24 protein-coding genes are annotated in these 20,708 nt (G+C 63.1%); 14 read left to right on the top strand and 10 right to left on the bottom strand.

What is annotated here, in order from left to right:
- Positions 1-45: 45 nt before the first annotated feature.
- The 3 genes from ACVCNR_RS02130 to ACVCNR_RS02120 all read left to right on the top strand — a co-directional run bounded on the left by ACVCNR_RS02130 (position 46) and on the right by ACVCNR_RS02120 (position 4,285).
- On the top strand, positions 46-2,328 hold the full coding sequence (locus tag ACVCNR_RS02130; protein WP_447073667.1) for a sensor histidine kinase NtrY-like: 2,283 nt from the start codon (positions 46-48) through the stop codon (positions 2,326-2,328).
- Positions 2,318-3,679: a nitrogen assimilation response regulator NtrX gene (gene ntrX / locus ACVCNR_RS02125; RefSeq protein WP_354192334.1), complete on the top strand. Its 1,362-nt coding sequence runs from the start codon at positions 2,318-2,320 to the stop codon at positions 3,677-3,679. The genes ACVCNR_RS02130 and ntrX overlap by 11 nt, the downstream gene beginning before the upstream one ends.
- Positions 3,680-3,919: 240 nt before the next feature.
- A complete protein-coding gene (locus tag ACVCNR_RS02120) occupies positions 3,920-4,285 on the top strand; it encodes a septal ring lytic transglycosylase RlpA family protein (RefSeq protein ID WP_354192335.1) in 366 nt (121 codons plus the stop codon).
- Between the two features lie 65 nt (positions 4,286-4,350).
- On the opposite strand, the gene gloA is transcribed toward ACVCNR_RS02120, so the two are convergent.
- A complete protein-coding gene (gene gloA, locus ACVCNR_RS02115) occupies positions 4,351-4,791 on the bottom strand; it encodes a lactoylglutathione lyase (RefSeq protein WP_354192336.1) in 441 nt (146 codons plus the stop codon).
- 183 nt (positions 4,792-4,974) lie between these two features.
- On the opposite strand from gloA, the gene ACVCNR_RS02110 reads away from it, so the two are divergent.
- From ACVCNR_RS02110 to ACVCNR_RS02100, 3 genes are all read left to right on the top strand, one after another.
- The gene (locus ACVCNR_RS02110; RefSeq protein WP_354192337.1) at positions 4,975-5,571 is read left to right on the top strand and encodes a cold-shock protein; all 597 of its coding nucleotides are present in this window, start codon (positions 4,975-4,977) and stop codon (positions 5,569-5,571) included.
- A 164-nt stretch (positions 5,572-5,735) separates the two neighbouring features.
- On the top strand, positions 5,736-6,269 hold the full coding sequence (locus tag ACVCNR_RS02105) for a DUF192 domain-containing protein (RefSeq protein WP_447073665.1): 534 nt from the start codon (positions 5,736-5,738) through the stop codon (positions 6,267-6,269).
- Positions 6,270-6,287: 18 nt separating this feature from the next.
- A complete protein-coding gene (locus ACVCNR_RS02100) occupies positions 6,288-7,058 on the top strand; it encodes an alpha/beta fold hydrolase (RefSeq protein WP_354192339.1) in 771 nt (256 codons plus the stop codon).
- Positions 7,059-7,079: 21 nt separating this feature from the next.
- Here the strand turns inward: ACVCNR_RS02100 and ACVCNR_RS02095 are convergent, their stop codons facing one another.
- Together ACVCNR_RS02095 and ACVCNR_RS02090 are read right to left on the bottom strand one after the other, a co-directional pair.
- Positions 7,080-7,733 carry a hypothetical protein gene (locus ACVCNR_RS02095; RefSeq protein WP_354192340.1) on the bottom strand — a complete coding sequence of 218 codons (654 nt, stop codon included), beginning with the start codon at positions 7,731-7,733 and terminating at the stop codon, positions 7,080-7,082.
- Positions 7,730-8,029: a DUF3572 domain-containing protein gene (locus ACVCNR_RS02090; RefSeq protein ID WP_447073664.1), complete on the bottom strand. Its 300-nt coding sequence runs from the start codon at positions 8,027-8,029 to the stop codon at positions 7,730-7,732. Before ACVCNR_RS02090 ends, ACVCNR_RS02095 begins: the two co-directional genes overlap by 4 nt.
- Before the next feature lie 249 nt (positions 8,030-8,278).
- Here ACVCNR_RS02090 and ACVCNR_RS02085 point away from each other — a divergent pair, with 249 nt between their 5' ends.
- Both ACVCNR_RS02085 and ACVCNR_RS02080 read left to right on the top strand, forming a co-directional pair.
- Positions 8,279-8,635, top strand: a complete 357-nt coding sequence (locus tag ACVCNR_RS02085) for a response regulator (protein ID WP_348779628.1) — start codon at positions 8,279-8,281, stop codon at positions 8,633-8,635.
- The gene (locus ACVCNR_RS02080; RefSeq protein ID WP_354192342.1) at positions 8,632-10,008 is read left to right on the top strand and encodes a PleD family two-component system response regulator; all 1,377 of its coding nucleotides are present in this window, start codon (positions 8,632-8,634) and stop codon (positions 10,006-10,008) included. The genes ACVCNR_RS02085 and ACVCNR_RS02080 overlap by 4 nt, the downstream gene beginning before the upstream one ends.
- A 314-nt stretch (positions 10,009-10,322) precedes the next feature.
- Here the strand turns inward: ACVCNR_RS02080 and ACVCNR_RS02075 are convergent, their stop codons facing one another.
- The 4 genes from ACVCNR_RS02075 to ACVCNR_RS02060 all read right to left on the bottom strand — a co-directional run bounded on the left by ACVCNR_RS02075 (position 10,323) and on the right by ACVCNR_RS02060 (position 13,692).
- The gene (locus ACVCNR_RS02075; protein WP_354192343.1) at positions 10,323-10,646 is read right to left on the bottom strand and encodes a BLUF domain-containing protein; all 324 of its coding nucleotides are present in this window, start codon (positions 10,644-10,646) and stop codon (positions 10,323-10,325) included.
- A 131-nt stretch (positions 10,647-10,777) separates the two neighbouring features.
- A complete protein-coding gene (rpmG, locus tag ACVCNR_RS02070; protein ID WP_035033210.1) occupies positions 10,778-10,945 on the bottom strand; it encodes a 50S ribosomal protein L33 in 168 nt (55 codons plus the stop codon).
- 135 nt (positions 10,946-11,080) lie between these two features.
- The gene (locus tag ACVCNR_RS02065) at positions 11,081-12,892 is read right to left on the bottom strand and encodes an LTA synthase family protein (protein WP_447073663.1); all 1,812 of its coding nucleotides are present in this window, start codon (positions 12,890-12,892) and stop codon (positions 11,081-11,083) included.
- A 377-nt stretch (positions 12,893-13,269) separates the two neighbouring features.
- Entirely contained in the window at positions 13,270-13,692 is a 423-nt protein-coding gene (locus ACVCNR_RS02060; RefSeq protein ID WP_354192345.1) for an HIT domain-containing protein, read from the bottom strand.
- 76 nt (positions 13,693-13,768) lie between these two features.
- On the opposite strand from ACVCNR_RS02060, the gene ACVCNR_RS02055 reads away from it, so the two are divergent.
- Complete coding sequence (locus ACVCNR_RS02055) at positions 13,769-14,098, top strand: DMT family transporter (RefSeq protein WP_354192457.1); 330 nt, start codon at positions 13,769-13,771, stop codon at positions 14,096-14,098.
- Here ACVCNR_RS02055 and ACVCNR_RS02050 read toward each other — a convergent pair.
- The 3 genes from ACVCNR_RS02050 to ACVCNR_RS02040 are packed head-to-tail and all read right to left on the bottom strand — an operon-like array spanning position 14,067 to position 16,548.
- Entirely contained in the window at positions 14,067-15,305 is a 1,239-nt protein-coding gene (locus ACVCNR_RS02050; protein WP_447073662.1) for a GNAT family N-acetyltransferase, read from the bottom strand. The two genes, ACVCNR_RS02055 and ACVCNR_RS02050, sit on opposite strands and share 32 nt — an antisense overlap.
- Before the next feature lie 46 nt (positions 15,306-15,351).
- Entirely contained in the window at positions 15,352-16,077 is a 726-nt protein-coding gene (locus ACVCNR_RS02045) for a glycerophosphodiester phosphodiesterase (RefSeq protein ID WP_447073661.1), read from the bottom strand.
- A 6-nt stretch (positions 16,078-16,083) separates the two neighbouring features.
- Complete coding sequence (locus ACVCNR_RS02040) at positions 16,084-16,548, bottom strand: RidA family protein (RefSeq protein WP_354192349.1); 465 nt, start codon at positions 16,546-16,548, stop codon at positions 16,084-16,086.
- Positions 16,549-16,685: 137 nt separating this feature from the next.
- Between ACVCNR_RS02040 and ACVCNR_RS02035 the strand changes: the two genes are divergently transcribed.
- From ACVCNR_RS02035 to pyrH, 5 genes are all read left to right on the top strand, one after another.
- The gene (locus tag ACVCNR_RS02035; protein ID WP_354192350.1) at positions 16,686-17,519 is read left to right on the top strand and encodes a cell envelope integrity EipB family protein; all 834 of its coding nucleotides are present in this window, start codon (positions 16,686-16,688) and stop codon (positions 17,517-17,519) included.
- A 10-nt stretch (positions 17,520-17,529) separates the two neighbouring features.
- Positions 17,530-17,814 (top strand): DUF4031 domain-containing protein, encoded by a 285-nt coding sequence (locus tag ACVCNR_RS02030; RefSeq protein ID WP_354192351.1) that lies wholly within the window; start codon positions 17,530-17,532, stop codon positions 17,812-17,814.
- A gap of 171 nt (positions 17,815-17,985) precedes the next feature.
- Positions 17,986-18,771, top strand: a complete 786-nt coding sequence (gene rpsB / locus ACVCNR_RS02025) for a 30S ribosomal protein S2 (RefSeq protein WP_447073660.1) — start codon at positions 17,986-17,988, stop codon at positions 18,769-18,771.
- A gap of 118 nt (positions 18,772-18,889) precedes the next feature.
- A complete protein-coding gene (tsf, locus tag ACVCNR_RS02020) occupies positions 18,890-19,810 on the top strand; it encodes a translation elongation factor Ts (RefSeq protein ID WP_447073659.1) in 921 nt (306 codons plus the stop codon).
- A 132-nt stretch (positions 19,811-19,942) separates the two neighbouring features.
- The gene (gene pyrH, locus ACVCNR_RS02015) at positions 19,943-20,665 is read left to right on the top strand and encodes a UMP kinase (RefSeq protein ID WP_354192355.1); all 723 of its coding nucleotides are present in this window, start codon (positions 19,943-19,945) and stop codon (positions 20,663-20,665) included.
- The last annotated feature ends 43 nt before the right edge of the window (positions 20,666-20,708 follow it).

Below are 20,708 nucleotides of genomic sequence, written 5' to 3'. Positions count from 1 at the left end.
ACATTGTTGCATACATGTAACGCGATTCATGATGCCATAGGCGGTATGACGACTCACATACTCAGCACCGGCCGAGTGCGCCTGCCGAAAAGCCGTGCCCAGGAGGGACGGCGGCTGCTTGCGTTGCCGGGTATCCTCGCAATATTGGGTGCGCTGCTGACGGCCGGCGTATCGTTCGCGATCCTTGTCGGTGCGACGCCGATCGTGCCGGACAGCCAGATCACGCTCACGCTGATCGCCGCCAACGCCCTCTTCATCCTGGTTCTGACGGCGCTGATCGGCCGCGAGATCCACCGCATCGTGCTGGCAAGGCGGGTCGGCAAGGCGGCGTCGCGCCTGCATGTGCGCATCGTCACCATGTTCGCGCTGGTGGCGGCTATCCCGGCGATCATGGTCGCCATCGTTGCCTCGATCACGCTCAATGTCGGGCTCGACCGCTGGTTCGAGATCCGCACCAAGACCATCATCAATTCCTCGCTGTCGATCGCCGACGCCTATGTGCAGGAAAATGCCCGCAACCTGCAGGGCACCACGCTGTCCATGGCCTACGACCTCGACAATGCGCGCACGCTCTACGGGCTCGACCGCACCGGCTTTCTAGACCTCATGAACAAGGAGGCGGCCGGCCGGGGGCTTGCCCATGCGGCGCTGGTGCGCTCCGACGGCTCCTTCGTCATGAGCGCGCAGACCCGTGCCGATTTCGCCATGCCCGAGCCGCCCGAAGGCGCCATCCAGGAGGCGGAAAACGGGCCGCCGCTGCTGATCGCACCCGAAACCCGCAACATCATGGGCGCCATCGTCAAGCTCAGGGAACTGGAAGGGCTGTTCCTCTACACGATCCGGGTGATCGATCCCGAGGTCATCAAGGCCCGGCAGATCGTGCGGTCCAATGTCGATGAATATCGGGGGCTGGAATCCAACCGGCGTCCCTCGCAGATCGCCTTCGCGTTGCCTTACCTTTCGATGACGCTCATCATCATCCTGTCCGCCGTCTGGACCGGCATTGCCGTCGCCGACCGGCTGGTGCGGCCGATCCGCCAACTCATCGGCGCGGCCGACGAGGTGGCCACCGGCAATCTCGACGTCTCGGTTCCGGTGCGGCCTTCCGATGGCGATGTCGCCTCGCTCGGCGCCACCTTCAACAACATGCTGCTGGAACTGAAGTCACAGCGCAACGAACTGCTGACGGCCAAGGACCAGATCGATGAGCGCCGGCGCTTCTCCGAAGCGGTTCTGGAAGGCGTGACGGCCGGCGTTATCGGTGTGGATGCGGAAGGCATCGTCACCATCGTCAACCGTTCGGCCGAGACCATGCTGGCGATCGATGCGGAGACGGCCATCGGCCAGAACTTGTCCGTGCTGCTGCCGCTCGTCGGCCGGGCCTTCGAGATCGGGCGCAAGTCCGACAAGCCGGTCTACCGCGAGCAGGTAACCTTCTACCGGGCCGGGGCCGAGCGCACCTTCAACATCCAGGTCACCATGGAAGAGGAGGAGGAGGACGACGCCTCCAAGTCCTATGTGGTCACGATTGACGACATCACCGATCTTGTGCAGGCGCAGCGCTCCTCCGCCTGGGCGGACGTGGCGCGCCGCATCGCGCATGAGATCAAGAACCCGCTGACCCCGATCCAGCTATCGGCGGAGCGCATCAAGCGCCGCTATGGCAAGGTCATCACCGAGGACCGCGAGGTCTTCGACCAGTGCACCGACACCATCATCCGGCAGGTGGGGGATATCGGGCGCATGGTCGATGAATTCTCGTCCTTCGCCCGCATGCCCAAGCCGGACATGAAGCCGCTGGACCTGCGCGAGCCGCTGCGCGAAGCCTCGTTCCTTGTCGAGGTCAGCCGGTCCGACATCAGGTTCGAGCGCGATTTCGGCAACGAGCCGCTTTACGGCACCTTCGACAGCCGGCTTCTGTCGCAGGCCTTCGGCAATGTCATCAAGAACGCATCCGAGGCCATGGAGGGCGTCGAGCGCCCGGACGGCACGCCGAACACGATCCGGATACGCGCTGCCCGCCAGGGCGAGGGCATCCGGATCGACGTGATGGACAACGGCAAGGGCCTGCCGCGCGAGCATCGCCAAAGGCTGCTCGAGCCCTATATGACGACGCGCGACAAGGGCACCGGGCTCGGCCTCGCTATCGTCAAGAAGATCGTGGAAGACCATGGCGGGCGCCTGGAACTCCACGACGCACCACAGGAATTCCATGGCGGCAAGGGCGCCATGGTCTCCATCATTCTACCGGCCGCCGGAGATATCGCCCCCGCCTCCGGCAACCCACCCTCTGAAAAAGAAGCTGTAAAGGTCGAAAATGGCGTCTGATATTCTGATCGTCGACGACGAAGAAGACATTCGCGAGCTGGTTGCGGGCATCCTCAGCGACGAAGGCCACGAGACGCGCACGGCGCATGACGCCGACAGCGCGCTGGCGGCGATAGCGGAACGCGCGCCACGCCTGATCTTCCTCGATATCTGGCTACAAGGATCGCGGCTGGACGGCCTGGCGCTGCTCGACGAGATCAAGACGCTGCATCCCAACCTGCCGGTGGTGATGATTTCCGGCCACGGCAATATCGAAACCGCGGTTTCGGCCATCCGCCGCGGCGCCTATGATTTCATCGAAAAGCCGTTCAAGGCCGACCGCCTGATCCTGGTGGCGGAGCGGGCGCTGGAGACCTCGAAGCTGCGGCGCGAGGTTTCCGACCTCAAGCAGCGCAGCGGCGAGACGTTCGATCTCATCGGCATGTCGTCGGCCATGAGCCAGTTGCGCCAGACCATCGAGCGGGTGGCGCCGACCAACAGCCGCGTCATGATCATCGGCCCCTCCGGCTCCGGCAAGGAACTGACGGCCCGCGCCATCCATGCGCTGTCGTCGCGCAAGAGCGGTCCGTTCGTGACGCTGAGCGCCGCCACCATCACGCCCGAGCGCATGGAGATCGAGCTGTTCGGCACCGAGTCCAACGGCACCGAGCGCAAGGTCGGGGCGCTGGAGGAGGCGCATCGCGGCATCCTCTACATCGACGAGGTGGCGGACATGCCGCGCGAGACGCAGAACAAGATCCTGCGCGTTCTGGTCGAGCAGCAGTTCGAGCGCGTCGGCGGCACCAAGCGCGTCAAGGTCGATGTGCGTATCATCTCCTCCACTGCGCAGAACCTCGAGGCGATGATCGCCGACGGCCGCTTCCGCGAGGATCTCTACCACCGCCTTGCCGTGGTGCCGGTGATGGTGCCCGGCCTTGCCGAACGGCGCGAGGACATTCCCTATCTGGTCGATCACTTCATGAAGCAGGTGGCCCGGCAGGTGGGCATGAAGCCGCGCCGCATCGGTGACGATGCCATGGCGGTGCTTCAGGCCCACAACTGGCCCGGCAATGTGCGCCAGTTGCGCAACAACATCGAGCGGCTGATGATCCTCGTGCGCGGCGACGACATCGAGGCGCCGATCACCGCCGATCTCCTGCCGGCCGAGATCGGTGACGTGATGCCGCGCACGCCCGGCCAGTCGGATCAGCACATCATGGCGCTGCCGCTGCGGGAGGCCCGCGAGCAGTTCGAGAAGGACTATCTCATCGCCCAGATCAACCGGTTCGGCGGCAATATCTCGCGCACCGCCGAGTTCATCGGCATGGAGCGGTCTGCGCTGCATCGAAAGCTGAAATCGCTTGGTGTGTAATAGTTCCAAAGAATAACTTTCGGCGGATGGAAATACTGCCCCAGGGTGTTGAAAATATCGCATATTAATACTTGATTAATATCGCCAACTGCGGTGAGAGCCGATCTCGGCCGGCACCCTGACAAACTGTTTCGACCGGTCTCCAAAAGTGTGCCGACGCGGCGAATCAGGGGGTTGAACGCCTTATTTGCCGCCTCATTCCTTGTCTAGTGGCTCCACACGATTAATGGAGCAATTTTAATGACAAGAAGGAGAGGGCAGGCGCTGGCCTTGGCCGCCATTGCCGCGGGCATGATGATGGCTGCTTCCACGACTGATGCCTCGGCGGCGATGCAGTGTGGCCGCGCGTCGTGGTACGCCTTGCATTCCAAGACCGCTTCGGGCGAGCGGATGAACCCCTCGGCGCTGACCGCCGCTCACCGCACGCTGCCGTTCGGCACCCGCCTCAAGGTGACCAACAAGAAAAACGGCAAGAGCGTCGTCGTGCGCATCAACGACCGCGGCCCGTTCGTGAAGGGCAGGGTGCTTGATCTGTCCAAGGGAGCGGCAAGCCAGCTCGGCTTCATCCGTTCGGGCCATACATCCGTGTGCATGGCACGCGCCTGAACCGGCACCAACCGCATTCGAAGGCCGCTGTGAACGCAGCGGCCTTTTTTGTTACCAGCTTCCGGTTACCAGCTTCCGGTGTTGGGCATCGAGGCCCAGGGTTCGGCCTTTTCCTTCGCCGCGCCCTTTTGCAGCAATTCGATCGAAATGCCGTCCGGCGACTTTATGAACGCCATGTAGCCATCGCGCGGCGGGCGGTTGATGGTCACGCCCTGATCCACCAGCCGCTGGCAGGTTTCATAGATGTCATCGACCTCATAGGCGAGATGGCCGAAATTCCTGCCGCCCGAATAGGCCTCGGAATCCCAATTGTAGGTGAGTTCCAGCAGAGGCGCCTTGTCGGCGCGGCCGCTGGCTTCATCATGTGCCGCTGCCAGGAAGATGAGGGTGAAGCGGCCCTGCTCGTTCTCCTGCCGGCGCACTTCCTTCATGCCCAGCTTGTTGCAGTAGAAATCGAGCGCGGCGTCGATGTCGGCGATACGGACCATGGTGTGCAGATAACGCATGAAAACCTCCTGACGGAGCCGCAACATAGGGTCGCTCGCACCGGGCGGCAACCACGGGCGCTTGCGCCGCAACCGAATGATACGTGCAAAATGCATCTCGGCTCTTGCACAGATGCGAAGCGGCAATGCTATCCTTCCAAAGAAGAATCAGTTGCGCGTGCTAGATACAAAGGGGGCATTCTTATGGGGGAAAAGGCCTCTTTCACAGATCGGAGTCGAAGCGAGGTCGATACTGCCGCAGGGCAGGACGGCAGTGCGAATACCGATCTGACCGAGGTTTCCGGGGCCATAAAATGGTTCGACGTCGCCAAGGGCTATGGCTTCATCCTGCCGGATGACGCCCATCTCGGCGATATTCTTCTGCATGTCACCTGCCTGCGCCGCGACGGGTTCCAGACCGCGCAGGAAGGCGCGCGCGTGGTCTGCCTCGTCAAGCAGGGCGAGCGGGGGCTACAGGCGTTCCGGGTGCTGTCGATGGACATGTCCACCGCCGTGCACCCCACCGAGCTGCCGAGCCAGCGCACCCATGTGACGGTGACGCCGGAGAGCGGCCTTGAGCGCGCGCTGGTCAAGTGGTTCAACCGCACCAAGGGATTCGGCTTTCTCACGCGGGGGGAAGGCACCGAGGACATCTTCGTCCACATGGAGACACTGCGCCGCTTCGGCGTGACCGAACTGCGGCCGGGTCAGGTGGTTCTGGTGCGTTTCGGGCGCGGGGACAAGGGCCTGATGGCGGCCGAGATCCACCCCGATGTAGGCACCCTGCCGGTATCGCACTGAAGCCGGTTGGCGCTTCTGCCGCTTCCTTGAGCAGGATGCGGTCAGGCTGGATCGGATAATCGCGCTAACCCTTTATTTGAGCCGCATTTATGCGATGCCGAGCCTGTCCCTTGGCTGTAAAAGTGCTTTAGAATGCGGCCGAGAGTTTGCGAGCGAGGCGTTTCATGACCGCAAGGCGTTGGAGTTCGGTGGCCGGCGCTCTGGCGTGGCTGGCGGTTCTGGTGAGCGCTCCGCCGCCCTCTTTTGCCCAGAATTCGGGCGATGCCGTTCAGCAACCCATGCTCCTGCCTGTCGATCCCGAACCGCTGGTGATCGCGACAAAGGCCGGCCCGCGTTCTTTCACCATCGAGGTGGCGGCGGATGCTTCCGAGCGCGCGGCGGGGCTGATGCATCGCCAGTCCATGCCGGACGATCGCGGCATGCTGTTCGTCTTCGAGGAAACCCGGCCGGTCAGTTTCTGGATGAAGAACACGCCGATGCCGCTCGATCTCGTGTTCATCGCGGAGAATGGCCGCATCGAGGCGGTCCTGCCGGGAGAGCCCTATTCGATCGCTCCCATATCGCCGGGCAAACCCGCCCGTTATGTGCTTGAACTCAAGGCCGGAACGGCCGAAAGAGAAGGCATTGCCGAGGGTGATGTCGTCAACCATCCGAGGGTGACGGCGTCCGGGTCAGGACAGTCCTCGTCGGGCGGCTGAAGCAGAACGGGTGTAAGCATGCAGTTTTTCGCGCACGATGGTTTCGATCTGGCTTTTCTCGACCGCCAGCCGGCGAGGGGAAAGGGCGATCCCGTCCTGCTCATTCATGGCTTCGCTTCCAGCCACTATGTGAACTGGGTATCGCCGGGCTGGTTCAAGACCCTGAACGATGCCGGCTACCGGGCAATCGCGCTGGACAATCGCGGCCATGGCGCATCGTCCAAGAGCTATGACGAGGCCGATTACACGCCGACGAAAATGGCCTCCGATGCGGTCGCCCTGCTCGATCATCTGGGCATCGATAAGGCCCATGTCATGGGCTATTCGATGGGTGCGCGCGTTTCCGCCTTCCTCGCACTGGAAGCGCCGGAAAGGGTCGCGACGCTGGTGTTCGGCGGGCTCGGCATCGGCATGATTGACGGTGTGGGCGACTGGGACCCGATTGCGGCGGCCCTGCTTGCGGAGGATCCTTCGAAGATCACCCATCCGCAGGGCCGGTCTTTCCGTGCCTTCGCCGACCAGACGCGAAGCGACCGCCGGGCGCTGGCCGCCTGCATCACCACCTCGCGCGAACTGCTCACCGAGGAAGACATGTCGCGCATCACCCAGCCGACGCTGGTCGCCGTCGGCACCAGGGACGATATCGGCGGTTCGGCGGAGGAACTCGCGGCGTTGATGCCGAATGCCACGCCGTTCCCCATCGAAGGGCGTGACCACATGCTGGCCGTGGGCGACAAGACGTTCAAGAAACGGGTGGTGGAGTTCTACGCCGAACACCCGCTGGATTGAAATCCGGGCTGCTTGCTGCGTTCAGAAACCGAGCGCCGTGGCGATCTTCGGCCTGGCGTCATGCCAGTCGTGCACGACCGTGATGTCGTCGGGCAGCGGCGGCAGGAACTCGCGCAGGCTGTTGTCGGCCATCAGGTGGAAAAGATTGGCATCCGACACGGACTCGCGCGCCGAAATCAGGTTTGGCGGCTGGTCGTCGACGAAGGCGATGGGCCGGTTGCTTGGCCCGCGCAGCCTTGCGACGGCGGGGCCCTTGGCCATTTCCGTGGTCAGCAGCGGATAGGACAGGCCAAGCGCATCGAGATGCGCCCGGCGCGCCTCGCGGTGCTTGTGCGGCATTGCCGTCAAAAGCACGATCTCGACGCGGTCCTCGAAACTGGCCAGCGCTTCCGGTGCTCCATCGGTGATGCTTTGCCAATCCGCCTGGCCGGTGAAGAAATCGTCGAGCAGGGCGGTGACCTCGGCCTGCTCGACCAGCCTGCCGGTCGTCCTCTCGGCGATATTGCCGGTGAGCCGGAAGGAAGCCATGGTCAGGTGCAGGCCGCGCTTTTCGAGAAAGCGGGGAAAGGGGCGGATGAACTCCAGCAGAACGTCATCCACGTCGAGGATCAGGAGAGGCCTGTCGTCGGAGGAGAGTTCTTCAATCTGGCGAAGGGTTTCGGGATCGACGCTCATATCGAACTTTCATAGTTGGTGTCGCCTAATGGCAGGTGGCGAAGCGCCTGGTCTACCACAGCGGGAGGTGTTCCCGCTGCGTCGCAGAAACGCATCAGGGTGGGCTCATGCGCCAGTATGAACTGGAGGACTCCAGCCAGAAAGCCGGGTTCGCGGGCCGCGCGCCGGATCGAATCCGCGCCGATGCCGGTGATGGCAAGGAAACGTGGCAAAAGTTCGGGGTCGGCCGCAATGAAGCCAAGCGCTTCGATGGCCAACGCCTCCGCGTTCTGGTGCATTGACGCCTTGTCTGCCATTGTTACCCTTCTTCCTGCCGGGATGGTCGAATCGTTCCGGCAGGGTATGCCAATTGCCACGCACGGCAAGTTTTGCACGCCGCCTGTGGAAGGCTGGCCGATCCGACGCTTTTTCGACGGTTGATTTCCGTTTCATCAATCATCTTGGGATAGCGTGGCAGTCGGGTTTGGTGCGGTCCGGCTGGGCGCAGGGGCGACGTCATTCGAGGGAATGGCTGTCGGGACGGGAAGTCGATGCCGAAGAAAGTAATGATCGTCGAAGACAACGAGCTCAACATGAAGCTCTTCCGCGACCTCATCGAGGCCAGCGGCTACGAGACCGTGCGCACGCGCAACGGCCTCGAGGCGCTCGAACTGGCGCGCACCCACAAGCCCGATCTGATCCTGATGGATATCCAGCTTCCCGAAGTGTCGGGGCTGGAAGTGACCAAATGGCTGAAGGAGGATGACGAACTCCACGTCATTCCCGTCATCGCCGTCACCGCCTTCGCCATGAAGGGTGACGAGGAACGCATCCGCCAGGGCGGGTGCGAGGCCTATATTTCCAAGCCGATCTCGGTGCCGCGTTTCATCGAGACGATCAAATCCTATCTGGGGGATGCATGACCGCACGCATCCTTGTCGTCGACGACATTCCTGCCAATGTGCGGCTCCTGGAAGTCCGGCTGCTCGCCGAATATTTCGAGGTCGTAACCGCGAATTCGGGTCCCGAAGCGCTGGAGATCTGCGAGGCGAGCAAGGTCGATGTGGTCCTGCTCGACGTGATGATGCCGGGGATGGACGGTTTCGAGGTGTGCCGGCGCCTGAAGGCCGATCCCGCCACCGCGCATTTGCCTGTCGTGATGATCACCGCGCTCGACCATGTTGCCGACAGGGTGCGCGGGCTCGAGGCCGGCGCCGACGACTTCCTCACCAAGCCGGTGAACGATCTTCAACTGATGACGCGGGTGAAGAGCCTCGTGCGGCTCAAGATGCTCACCGACGAACTGCGGCTGCGCACCGTTACCGCCACCAATATCGGCCTCGACAGCCTGCTTTGGTCCGTGGACAAGGATGCGGAAGAGCCGGCGAGGGTGCTGCTCATCGACGAGCGCCGCGAGACTTTCGAACGCATACGCGCCAAGGTTGGCGGCGACGTCGAACTGGAGGTCGCGACCGATCCGCATGCCGGGTTTTTCCAGGCGGCGGAAGGCAACCATGAATGCGTGATCGTCTCGACGGCATTGTCGGATGTCGATCCCTTGCGCCTGTGTTCGCAATTGCGGTCGCTCGACCGCACGCGCTTCCTGCCGATCATATTGCTGGCCGACCGCGAGGACGATCACCGCATCATTCGCGGGCTGGAACTGGGTGTGAACGACTATCTGGTGCGGCCCATCGAGCCGCACGAACTGACGGCGCGGCTGCGCACGCAGATCAGGCGCAAGCGCTATAACGACCAGTTGCGGGCCAGCGTCACCCAGTCTCTGGAAATGGCGGTGACCGATGCGCTCACCGGACTGCACAACCGGCGCTATCTCGACAGCCATTTGCAGACGCTGTTCGATCGTGCCGTGGCGCGCCGGCGCCCGCTATCGGTGATGATGGTCGATCTGGACCGCTTCAAAGCCATCAACGACACCTATGGCCACGATGGCGGCGACGACGTCCTGCGCGAATTCGCCCGCCGCCTGCGCCAGAACATGCGCGGCATCGATCTCATCTGCCGGTTCGGTGGCGAAGAGTTCGTCATCATCATGCCGGATACCGACGGGTCCGTCGCGGAGAAGGTGGCCGAGCGCATACGCGCCGAAATCGCCCGTGTTCCCTTCGCCATCGGCAAGCAGGGCCAGTCGGTCGAGGTGACCGTCAGCGTCGGCGTTTCTTCTGTGCAGGGGGTGGCGGACAGTGTCGCCGGCCTGTTGAAGCGCGCCGATATGGCGCTCTACGAGGCCAAGAGGAACGGCCGCAACCGGGTCGTGGCCCGCGCGGCGGCGTGAAAACCGGCCGCAACCGCGGCTCGCCAGGCAAATATGGTTTCTGATTTACCTTAATTCGGTCGCTTCCGTTGCCTTGGTTAAGAAACGGTTGATTTTCATGTTGCCTTGCGCGACGTTGCATCAGATGGGCGTCGGGGTAGTGTATTCCTTTGCGCCGCATGAATGCCCCATGTTTCTCAGGTCCGCCGCATCTCCTGGGTCCGTGGGGTCGGCCGGCCGGCCTTGGCGTTTAGTGGCCTCCTCGTACCGCTGCCATAGCCGACCGGCCCCCAATCCACCCGGATCAGGGCTGCCAAGCGGCAGGATCGTTTCCTTTAAAGCGAGAAGGCCAGGGTGACGATGTCGACCATCGGCCGGCGCACCATGCCCCAGGCCTCGAAGCGCGGCTTGTCGATGGGGGCGACGTCGAGTTCGACCACGCCGAAATGACGCTGGTCGCGCTGGATGGACTCGAACAGCTTTTCGACGGCTTCCTTCGGACCTTCCAGAATCTGGCAGACGCGCTCGCCCTCCACGGCAAGAATACCGGTTATGTGGTTCCTTTTGTTGAAATCCGCCGCCTTTTCGGTGAGTTCGCCTATGTCCGCTTCGGTGATGTGCGGCTTGAAGGTGGAGGTGTAGGCTAGGCGGATGAGCATGCGGGCAGGCCTTATGGTCGGGGACGCCGGAGGCAGTCTCCCTCAAACGCCGACGAAAGTCACCAGACCCTAACGGCACAAACAAAAATGCCGCCCGATGGGCGGCCTTTTTGCAGATCAGGGGACGAAGATTACTTGATCTTCGTTTCCTTGAACTCGACATGCTTCTTCACGACCGGGTCGTACTTGCGGAAGGACAGCTTGTCCGTCTTCGTGCGGCTGTTCTTGCTCGTCACGTAGAAGAAACCGGTGTCGGCGGTCGAAAGGAGCTTGATCTTGATGTTCGCGGCTTTTGCCATGATTTTCGTCCGTTTATGTTCCTGGGGTTAAGCCGCAACAGCACGGGGCGGCGCCCGGAAGCGGAAACTTGGCGCGACACATAATGAATGTGCCCGGAATGTCAAGTCTCCGCTCGCCTTTCGGTCGGTTCCGCCTCAACTCGTATGTGCGACCAGATCGCCGATGGTTTCGGGGAAGAAGGCCGGCGCGCCGTGATGCTTGCCGAACATCATGTCGTACTGGAGGTAGCGGAAATCGCGGATAGCCGGGTCGATTTCCTTCTGCCGGGCCCAGTCCAGGGTCGGCTCGCCGTTTGCGCTGAGCAGCAGGGAACGTTCGACGACGCTGTACTGCTGGCGCAGGTCACTGAGGAAGCCGGTGTAGTAGGGATGGCTGATGCCAGCGGTCTTGAAGACATGCAGCGGCAGGAAGGCGGGGCTTACCGCGCCGAGGTCCTTCGCCTGGCCCGAACGATTCGACCATACGACCAGCGGTGTCGTGCGATGCAGGCGCATGTTCTCCGGCGTGTCCCTGCGCGGCGCTACGTTCGTCTTGAGGAAGCCGGTCTCGACATAGACGGGGCCGAGCGGCGGCAGATGGTCGCCGAAGAAGGCGATGACGGTCGGCCGCTCGCGCTTGCTGGCCCAGTCGATCAGGCGCTGCAGTTCGCGGTCCGAATCGGCCATGCCCTCGGCGAAACTCTGGAGGGAGGAGCGCGCCCAGTCGCTGGTCAGGGCGTTCACGCTGTGGGTGGCGTTGCCGTAGCGGTTCGGCTCGTAGGGGCCGTGATTCTGCAGGCTGACGGCGAACAGGAACAGCGGGTTCTCGGCCGCATCGGCTGACGCGATGATCTCGTCGGTCATCGCCTCGTCGGAAATCAGCAGCCCGCGCTTGGCGTTGCTTGCCATGGTCTTTTCCGAGCGGAATTCGTCAAAGCCGAAGGCCTTGTAGACATTGGACCGGTTCCAGAACCATTCCGTGCCGGGATGGATGGCAAGCGTCTGGTAGCCCTCGGAACGCAGGAAGGTCGCCATCGAAGGCAGCGGCTTGCGCACATATTGCTGGTAGGGAATGCTGCCGGCGGGCAGGAAGGCGTTGGAGAAGCCGGTCAGCGCCTCGAACTCGACATTGGCGGTCATCCCGCCGAACTCGGGCGAGAACATTTCGCCGGACTGGAGCGCGCGGGTCGAGGGGATCGGGTCCGGTGAGATGGTGACGCCGGGGAGCTTGCCCGCATCCCAGAACGATTCGCTCATCACCATGATGATGTCGGGGCGCTCGTCCGGCAGGGCGGAATCGACGGCGGGCTTCGGCATGGCATCGATCGCCTTGTCCGAATAGCCATTCGGCGCCGCGACATGCGCCATCGGTACGTTGAGGGCGAAGGCGAGCGTGAAGCCGTTGCTGGCGTAGTTCTCCTTCTGGTCCCACATCATCGGGATGATCTGGAGGCGGTCGCGAGTCCAGGAAAACGTCGCATAGTCCATCAGCGAGACGAAGAAGGCGAGGGCGGGTAGCGCCAGCACGAGCCGCGCCGCGCGTCCCTTGTAGCTCATCCGCGACACCCGGCGCTGCACGAAGCGCCAAGCGTACATGAAGAGAGTGAGGGCCATGACGATGCCGAGTGCCATCCCGGCGCCCGTCCACGGCCGCTCGCGCAACAGCAGCGGCATCAGCTCGAAGATCTGGCGGGCGTACAGGAAATCCGTCGGGTAGAGCGGGTCGCCAAGATAGAGCGACTTCTGGTAGCCGACGAAGGCCAGCGTCAGGGTGAGCGGCGCGACAATGAGCAATCCCAGCCAGGCGCGCCCCAGCAGCGCGTCCAGCCCGAGCAAAATGAGGGCGAAGACGAGCACCGTCGTCCAGCCGGGCTTGTAGGGCTGGGCGAAGAAGGTGATGGCGCTGGCGAAATCGCCGCGGAATACGCATTCTATGGCAAATACCAGCAGGGCCGAAGCCAGAACCATGAACAGCGCATGGCGGAAGCTCGAAAACAGGACGGCACGACCCCTGCGGGCGGTTTTTCCACCTGCTGGCGGTGCCTTTTCAACAAAATCTGGTCTGCCGTTCGCCAACTCACAATTCCCCGGTAAACGCCACTGTCATGCAACTGTCATGCATATGTCACGAAAAGCTATGGCGTGTGGCGAAATTGGGAAGAGCCGGCGAAAGAATCGTGTTCCGTTTTAACGATACGTGATCCCTTGCAGGGCATGGGGATGCGGGTTTTGCGGGTGTTCCGGCGTCGCCGCCGGGGCGCCAAACAGTTCCTGAACTGCCGAGGCCGGACCATCGGCGAACGATGGCCCGGCCTCGGTGTTGATCGCGGTGAGAAGGCTTTGGCCTACTCGGCCAGCGCGGCCTTGATCCTCTCGGCATTGGCCGCCAGGACCTCGGCCTTTTCCATCTCGCCGCTGTGCTTGTTCAGGGGCACGCCGTCGAAGCGCGGAATGACGTGGACGTGCAGGTGGAAGACGGTCTGCCCGGCCGCAGGCTCGTTGAACTGCGAGACGACGACACCGTCCGCGGCGAACGCCTTCTTCACCGCCTTCGCCACCTTCTGCACGGTCTTGAAGAGAACGCCGAGCGATTCAGGGTCGGCATCGTACAGGTTGCGCGACGGGGCCTTGGGCAGCACCAGCGTGTGGCCGATGCCCTGCGGCATCACATCCATGATCGCAACCGTATGTTCGTCTTCATAGACGCGATAAGACGGAATTTCGTCGCGCAGAAGTCTGGCGAAAATATTAGTGGTGTCGTAGGCCATGCTTGTTTCTCGTCCTCTGCTCGGGGGCATAATCATCTCGCACCGGCGTGCGAATCAAGGGTGAGTGGCAGTGCTCCTGAACTATATTTACCTGCTCGTGGCGATCATGTTCGAGGTGGTCGCGACAACCGCGCTGAAGGAAACGCAAGGATTCACGCGCCTTGTCCCTTCGCTGGTCACCGTCGTCGGCTATGCATGCGCCTTCTTTTTCCTGGCGCTGCCCCTGCGCACCATGCCGGTCGGCATCGTCTACGCCATCTGGAGCGGCGCCGGCATCATCTTCATCACCACCATCGGCTGGGTGTGGTTCCGGCAGATGCTGGACCTGCCGGCGCTGGCCGGCATGGCCCTGATCCTCACCGGCGTGGTGATCATCAATCTGTTTTCGAAGACGCTCGTTCATTGAGCGGCACTTCGTCCTTGCGGAAGGGCGTATGTCCGGCCAGATATTCGTTCATCCTGGCTACGTCGCGCCGTTCCTGACGAAGATAGTCCGCCACCGCGCGCCGGAAGGCGGGATGGGCGATGTAGTGCGCGGAATGGGTGGTGACGGGGCGATAGCCGCGCGCCAGCTTGTGCTCGCCCTGGGCGCCCGCCTCGACCACCTTGAGCTTGTTGGCGATGGCGAAGTCGATGGCCTGATGGTAGCAGACCTCGAAATGCAGGAAGGGATGGTCCTCGACGCAGCCCCAGTTGCGGCCATAGAGCGTGTCCGAGCCGATGAAGTTGATGGCCCCGGCGATGTAGCGCCCGTGGCGTTTCGCCATCACCAGCAGGATATCCTGGGGCATGCGCTCGCCGATCAGCGAAAAGAACCGGCGGGTGAGATAGGGCCGGCCCCATTTGCGCCCGCCGGTATCCATGTAGAAGGCGAAGAAGTCGTCCCAGACCCGCTCGGTCAGGTCGCTGCCCGTCAGCCAGTCGATGGTGATGCCGTTGCCCAGCGCTTCGCGCCGTTCCCGCTTCAGGGCCTTGCGCTTGCGTGAAGCCAGCGTGGCAAGGAAATCGTCGTAGCTGGCAAAGCCGTCGTTGAAAAAGTGGAACTGCTGGTCGGTGCGGTGCAGGTAACCGGCGGCTTCCAGCACGTCGACGTCTTCTTCGGGCAGGAAGGAAACATGGGCCGAGGACACGCCCAGCCTGTCGGTGACGATCCTGAGCGCCTCGGCAAGCCCGGCCTTGACGGACAGGGGATCATGGCCTTCGGCCACCAGCAGGCGAGGGCCGGTGGCAGGGGTGAACGGCACCGCGCATTGCAGCTTGGGATAATAGCGCCCGCCGGCGCGCTCGAAGGCATCGGCCCAGCCGTGGTCGAACACATATTCGCCCTGGCTGTGCGACTTGGCATAGCACGGCAAGGCGCCGAGCAGGTCTCCGCCGGAGGTTTCGAGGCGCAGATGATGCGGCTGCCAGCCGCTGTGCCCGCCGACACAGCCGGACTCCTCCAGCGCGCTCAAGAATGCAAACGAAACGAACGGGTTGTATGAATTTCCTGATTTCCTTTGGACACCTTGCAGCCTGTCCCATTCCTGCTGCGTGAAGGCGCCCATGCTGGTGGTGATGCGAACCGCATGCTCCGTCACCCTGCTTGTCGCCTGATCGTCGCCCTGATCCATGCGGTTTACTTAAGCCGCCGGCAGGCAGGTGCAAGCCCGCAACGGGTCAGGCGACCGCCAACGGAGGTTCGAATCCTTCGAATGTCATCTGGTCGGCATATTTGAAGGTAAGGTCGACGGCCGGCTGGTCGCGGATCGTCCATGTGATGACCGGCATGGCGAGCTTTCCGCGCACGAAGGAGATAAAGCGGTTGGGCAGGTCGCCGGCGGCATAGGACACGAATGCGATGTCGTGCGCCAGCATGGTGAAATGCGCTTCGATCTCGTGCTCGCGGCGCCCGCAGGCGGTAAGCCCGCCTGGGATGCCCGGGGCATGGCGGCTGAAATCGCGGATCAGCCAATGATCGAAGGACATGATCGCCGCTTCGCCCTGGTAGCGTTTCAGGCGTTCCCCGACCGCTTCGACAAGCCCGCCGTCCCGGCCCGGCGTGCCCTTCAGTTCGATCACCAGCGGCACGCGCCCTGCGGTCAGATCGAGCAACTCGTCCAGGGTCGGCGCATGATCGTCGGTGCCGCCGATCCGCAGTGCCGCCATTTCGGCAGCGGTGCGCTGCCAGACGAACCCGTCCTCTCCCGCCAGCCGTCTCAGGTCATGGTCGTGGAAGACCACGGGAACGCCGTCGGCGGTGAGATGCACGTCGCACTCGATGGCGTAGCCGCGATCGGCGGCTGCCGAAAACGCCGAAAGCGTATTCTCCCAGCGCCTGTTGTTGAGGTCGTGCAGGCCGCGATGGGCGATCGGACGGGCGGTGAGCCAGGAGAGGTCGGCCATCTGGGCTTATTCGACTTCGAGGATCGCCTCGACCTCGACCGAGGCGTTGAGCGGCAGAGCCGCCATGCCGATGGCCACGCGGGCATGCTTGCCGCGTTCGCCAAGCACGGCGACGAAGAAGTCGGATGCGCCGTTGCCGACCAGGTGCTGTTCGGTGAAGGTCGGGGCGGAGGCGACATAGACGGTGATCTTCACCAGCCGCTTGATCTTCTCCAGATCGCCGAGCGCGGCCTTGGCCTGCGCCAGCACATTGACGGCGCACAGTTTCGCGGCTTCCTGCCCGGCGGCCAGATCGACATCCTTGCCGAGCAGGCCGGTGACGGCGAGCTTGCCGTCCTTGATCGGCAACTGGCCGGAAGGAAACAGCAGGTTTCCGCTTTGCACGAACGGAACATAGTTGGCGGCGGGCGCCGCAGCCACCGGCAAGGTCACGCCCAGATCATTCAGCCGCTTTTCGATTGTTTCGCTCATGGTAATTTCCTATTGCTGGATGCCCCGGTGGCGGTTCGGCCGAAAGTGCAATTTTTGCCTCGCTTCCGCCACGACTATTTTTATGCTTGGCCACATTCGCCGGCAGAACGGCTGGCCGCCACGATCGGAGCTTGTACATGCGCGCAACGCGCCTTGCCTATACCGTCCTCCTGCTTCCGATCACCTTTTCCACCGTTCCAGCCCTGGCCGGGCCGGTGTTGCAGCCGCACCGCGCCGTCTACGACATCTCTCTGAACAAGGCATCGGACCGCTCCGGCATCACCGGCATTTCCGGCCGTATGGTCTATGAGTTCAACGGTTCGCAATGCGACGGCTACACGGTCAAGTTCCGTCTGGTCACGCGCATCAGCACCGCCGACAGCATGCGCATGACCGACCAGCAGACGACGACCTTCGAGGATGGAGAGGGCAAGACCTTCTCCTTCGTCACCAAATCCTTCGTCGACCAGAACCTGGAAAAGGAAGTGAAGGGCACGGCCCGCCGCGAGCAGGATTCGATTCGCGTCGACATCGACAAGCCCGAGCCCAACACGGTGACGCTGGCTTCGACCCAGTTTCCGACCCAGCATCTGTTCGAACTGATCGACAAGGCCGAGAAGGGCGAGAATTTCTACGAGACCAGCCTGTTCGACGGCTCCGAGGATGCCGACCGGGTGATGCTGACCACGGTGGTGGTCGGCAAGCCGGCTGCCGCGGGCAACAACGATCCCGAGCTTCCGGCCCTGTCCAAGCTGGAAAAGGACAAGTTCTGGCCGGTCGATATCGCCTATTTCAACACCGAGGACGGTGACGGCGGCGAGGAGATGCCGGAATATCGCATCAGCTTCAAGCTGCACGAGAACGGCCTGACCCGCGACCTCATGATGGACTATGGCGACTTCACCATGACCGGCAAGCTGGTCGACCTGTCGCTGTTCGATCAGGCGCTGCAGAAGCCCTGCGGGAAATAGGGCGTTTTGCATGGCAGTCTATGTCGATGCGCCGATCTGGCACTTCGTGGGCCGGCGCTGGTGCCACCTGATGGCCGACGAGGAGGAGGAGTTGCATCGCTTCGCGGCCCGGCTCGGACTCAAGCGCTCCTCCTACCAGGGGCCGCCGAAAACCTCGGCAGCGCATTACGACATCACCGGCTTCGAACGCGACCGGGCCGTGAGGCTCGGCGCGGTCGAGTGCAGCCGCGAGGAGATCGTGGCGATCTTCCGGCGGGTGAGGGTGCCGGGCAGGGCATTCCGCAAGGCGGCGTAAGCCTGCGGCGGTCCGGGTTGCGTTTTGCGGCGCAAGCCTATATATGCGCGCACATTCCACACACGGACTTTGGTGTCTGCCGGGAGAAATCCGGCTGAAACCTCCGGTGGCATCGAGGGATGATCCAAGATGCCGGTGTCCGTGGAGGCTAACCGGAAAGGAAAATGAAGAATGGCATTGCCTGATTTCAGCATGCGCGAGCTTCTCGAAGCTGGTGTGCACTTCGGCCACCAGACCCATCGCTGGAACCCGAAAATGGCGCCCTACATCTATGGCGCCCGTAACAACGTCCACATCATCGACCTGTCGCAGACGGTTCCGCTGCTTCATCAGGCCCTGAAGCAGGTTTCCGACGTCGTTTCCCGCGGCGGCCGCGTCCTGTTCGTCGGCACCAAGCGCCAGGCTTCGGATATCGTCGCTGACGCCGCGCAGCGTTCCGCCCAGTACTACGTCAACTCCCGCTGGCTCGGCGGCATGCTGACCAACTGGAAGACCATCTCCAATTCGATCCAGCGCCTGCGCAAGCTCGACGAGCTGCTGGCCGGCGAGGCCCAGGGCTTCACCAAGAAGGAGCGCCTGAACCTCGAGCGCGAGCGCGAGAAGCTGGACAAGGCCCTCGGCGGCATCAAGGACATGGGCTCCACCCCGGACCTGATGTTCGTCATCGACACCAACAAGGAAGCGATCGCGATCCAGGAGGCCAAGCGCCTCGGCATTCCGGTCGTCGCCATCATCGATTCGAACTGCGATCCGGACAAGGTCGACTTCCCGATCCCCGGCAATGACGACGCGGCCCGCGCGATCCAGCTTTACTGCGACCTGATCGCCAAGGCTGCCATCGACGGCATCGCCCGCCAGCAGGGCGCCCTCGGCGTCGATATCGGTGCCTCGGCCGAGGCTCCCGTCGAGCCGGCTCTGAACGAGACGCCCGCCGGCGAAGCTTCGCCGGAAGCCTGAGGCGCGGGGCCGTCCGGCCCTGCACTTTCCGCAATATGACGCGCTGAGCGTCCGGGCATTGGCGCATCGCTGACCTTACGGCGGTGCGCATTCCCGTTTCTGAACAAAGAGGCACACAATGAGCATTTCAGCAGCACAGGTCAAAGAACTCCGCGACCTGACCGGCGCGGGCATGATGGACTGCAAGGCCGCCCTTGCCGAAACCAATGGCGACATGGAAGCCGCGGTCGACTGGCTGCGCAAGAAGGGCATCGCCAAGGCCGACAAGAAGGCCGGCCGCACCGCCGCCGAGGGTCTGATCGGTGTCGATCAGGGCCTGCGCGAGGCCGCTCTGGTCGAGGTCAACTCCGAGACCGACTTTGTCGCCCGCAATGCCGCCTTCCAGGAAATCGTCGCCAATGTCGCCAAGGTCGCGCTGGCCTTCGGTGACACCGATGCCGTTGCCGCCGCCAAGTATCCGGGTTCCGAAAAGACCGTGACCGACACGATCAAGGATGCAGTCGGCACCATCGGCGAGAACCTCGGCTTCCGCCGCTCGGCCAAGCTCGGCGTTTCGCAGGGCGCGGTTGCCAGCTACGTCCACAATGCCGTTGCCGACAATCTCGGCAAGCTCGGCGTGCTGGTCGCCATCGAGACCGCCGGCGATGCCCACAAGGCTTCCGCCTTTGCCCGCCAGGTCGCCATGCACATCGCCGCGACCAACCCGCTGGCGCTGGACGTCGATGCGCTCGACCCGGCCGCGGCCGAGCGTGAGAAGACCATCTTCGCCGACCAGGCCCGCCAGTCCGGCAAGCCCGAGAACATCATCGAGAAGATGGTCGAAGGCCGCATGCGGAAGTTCTACGAGGAAGTCGTGCTGCTCAAGCAGGCCTTCGTGCTGAACCCCGACGTCACCGTCGAGCAGGCGCTGAAGGATGCCGAGAAGGAAATCGGCGCTCCGGCCAAGATTTCCGGCTATCTGCGCTTTGCGCTGGGCGAGGGCATCGAGAAGGAAGAGTCCGACTTCGCCGCCGAGGTTGCCGCGACGGTGAAGAAGTAAGCTTCACCCGCCTGTTATCTGCGAAGGGCGCCGCGTGACATCGCGGCGCCCTTCGTGTATCGGGTCGGCCCACTATGTGCGGGAAGGCGGCATCGTCCGGCCCCGCCGTTCAACGCGTATATCGAGGATCATATGACGGCCAGGCTTCCTTACCGACGTGTATTGCTCAAGGCGTCGGGCGAAGCCCTGATGGGTGACCAGCATTTCGGCATCGACGTGTCCGTGGTCGACCGCATCGCTTCCGACATCGCCGAGGCCCGCGCGCTTGGCGTCGAGGTCGGCGTCGTCATCGGCGGCGGCAACATCTTCCGGGGCGTGGCTGTGGCCTCCAAGGGCGGCGACCGGGTGACCGGCGACCATATGGGCATGCTGGCGACGGTCATCAATTCGCTGGCGCTCCGCACATCGCTGGTCAAGATCGGCGTCGACGCCGTGGTCCTGTCGGCTATCGCGATGCCGGAACTGTGCGAAAGCTTCTCGCAGCGCCAGGCCACCGCCTATATGGATCAGGGCAAGGTGGTGATCTTCGCCGGCGGCACCGGCAACCCCTTCTTCACCACCGATTCGGCTGCCGCGCTGCGCGCTGCCGAGATCGGCGCCGATGCGCTGTTCAAGGGCACGCAGGTCGACGGCGTCTATTCGGCCGATCCCAAGAAAGACCCTTCCGCGACGCGTTTCGACCGCATTACCCATGCCGAGGTCATCAATCGTGGCCTGTCCATCATGGATACGGCCGCAATTGCCCTTGCGCGGGAAAACAACATTCCGATAATCGTCTATTCCATCCACGAAAAAGGTGGGTTCGGCGATATTTTGAAAGGCGGGGGCCGTTGCACGGTCGTTGCCGACGATTGACCGGTTCGGGGCGGCGCTGGCCTGCCTACACCGGTCTACGCAA

The organism is Aquamicrobium terrae, assembly GCF_052978165.1.
The sequence above is the reverse complement of the archived record's forward strand: the minus strand, read 5'-3'. Positions and strand labels throughout refer to the sequence as shown.

What these genes read in the sequence shown, in the direction of transcription:
- ntrX (WP_354192334.1), top strand. Translation starts at nt 2,318, where the DNA reads ATGGCGTCTGATATTCTGATCGTCGACGACGAAGAAGACATTCGCGAG.
- ACVCNR_RS02085 (WP_348779628.1), top strand. Translation starts at nt 8,279, where the DNA reads ATGATCGTCGAAGACAACGAGCTCAACATGAAGCTCTTCCGCGACCTC.
- rpmG (WP_035033210.1), bottom strand. Translation starts at nt 10,945, where the DNA reads ATGGCAAAAGCCGCGAACATCAAGATCAAGCTCCTTTCGACCGCCGAC.
- ACVCNR_RS02090 (WP_447073664.1), bottom strand. Translation starts at nt 8,029, where the DNA reads ATGGCAGACAAGGCGTCAATGCACCAGAACGCGGAGGCGTTGGCCATC.
- ACVCNR_RS02045 (WP_447073661.1), bottom strand. Translation starts at nt 16,077, where the DNA reads ATGGCCGACCTCTCCTGGCTCACCGCCCGTCCGATCGCCCATCGCGGC.
- ACVCNR_RS02105 (WP_447073665.1), top strand. Translation starts at nt 5,736, where the DNA reads ATGACCGCAAGGCGTTGGAGTTCGGTGGCCGGCGCTCTGGCGTGGCTG.
- ACVCNR_RS02040 (WP_354192349.1), bottom strand. Translation starts at nt 16,548, where the DNA reads ATGAGCGAAACAATCGAAAAGCGGCTGAATGATCTGGGCGTGACCTTG.
- ACVCNR_RS02100 (WP_354192339.1), top strand. Translation starts at nt 6,288, where the DNA reads ATGCAGTTTTTCGCGCACGATGGTTTCGATCTGGCTTTTCTCGACCGC.
- ACVCNR_RS02120 (WP_354192335.1), top strand. Translation starts at nt 3,920, where the DNA reads ATGACAAGAAGGAGAGGGCAGGCGCTGGCCTTGGCCGCCATTGCCGCG.
- ACVCNR_RS02075 (WP_354192343.1), bottom strand. Translation starts at nt 10,646, where the DNA reads ATGCTCATCCGCCTAGCCTACACCTCCACCTTCAAGCCGCACATCACC.
- ACVCNR_RS02065 (WP_447073663.1), bottom strand. Translation starts at nt 12,892, where the DNA reads ATGGTTCTGGCTTCGGCCCTGCTGGTATTTGCCATAGAATGCGTATTC.
- ACVCNR_RS02080 (WP_354192342.1), top strand. Translation starts at nt 8,632, where the DNA reads ATGACCGCACGCATCCTTGTCGTCGACGACATTCCTGCCAATGTGCGG.
- ACVCNR_RS02030 (WP_354192351.1), top strand. Translation starts at nt 17,530, where the DNA reads ATGGCAGTCTATGTCGATGCGCCGATCTGGCACTTCGTGGGCCGGCGC.
- ACVCNR_RS02060 (WP_354192345.1), bottom strand. Translation starts at nt 13,692, where the DNA reads ATGGCCTACGACACCACTAATATTTTCGCCAGACTTCTGCGCGACGAA.
- ACVCNR_RS02095 (WP_354192340.1), bottom strand. Translation starts at nt 7,733, where the DNA reads ATGAGCGTCGATCCCGAAACCCTTCGCCAGATTGAAGAACTCTCCTCC.
- ACVCNR_RS02130 (WP_447073667.1), top strand. Translation starts at nt 46, where the DNA reads ATGACGACTCACATACTCAGCACCGGCCGAGTGCGCCTGCCGAAAAGC.
- gloA (WP_354192336.1), bottom strand. Translation starts at nt 4,791, where the DNA reads ATGCGTTATCTGCACACCATGGTCCGTATCGCCGACATCGACGCCGCG.
- pyrH (WP_354192355.1), top strand. Translation starts at nt 19,943, where the DNA reads ATGACGGCCAGGCTTCCTTACCGACGTGTATTGCTCAAGGCGTCGGGC.
- ACVCNR_RS02050 (WP_447073662.1), bottom strand. Translation starts at nt 15,305, where the DNA reads ATGGATCAGGGCGACGATCAGGCGACAAGCAGGGTGACGGAGCATGCG.
- tsf (WP_447073659.1), top strand. Translation starts at nt 18,890, where the DNA reads ATGAGCATTTCAGCAGCACAGGTCAAAGAACTCCGCGACCTGACCGGC.
- rpsB (WP_447073660.1), top strand. Translation starts at nt 17,986, where the DNA reads ATGGCATTGCCTGATTTCAGCATGCGCGAGCTTCTCGAAGCTGGTGTG.
- ACVCNR_RS02035 (WP_354192350.1), top strand. Translation starts at nt 16,686, where the DNA reads ATGCGCGCAACGCGCCTTGCCTATACCGTCCTCCTGCTTCCGATCACC.
- ACVCNR_RS02110 (WP_354192337.1), top strand. Translation starts at nt 4,975, where the DNA reads ATGGGGGAAAAGGCCTCTTTCACAGATCGGAGTCGAAGCGAGGTCGAT.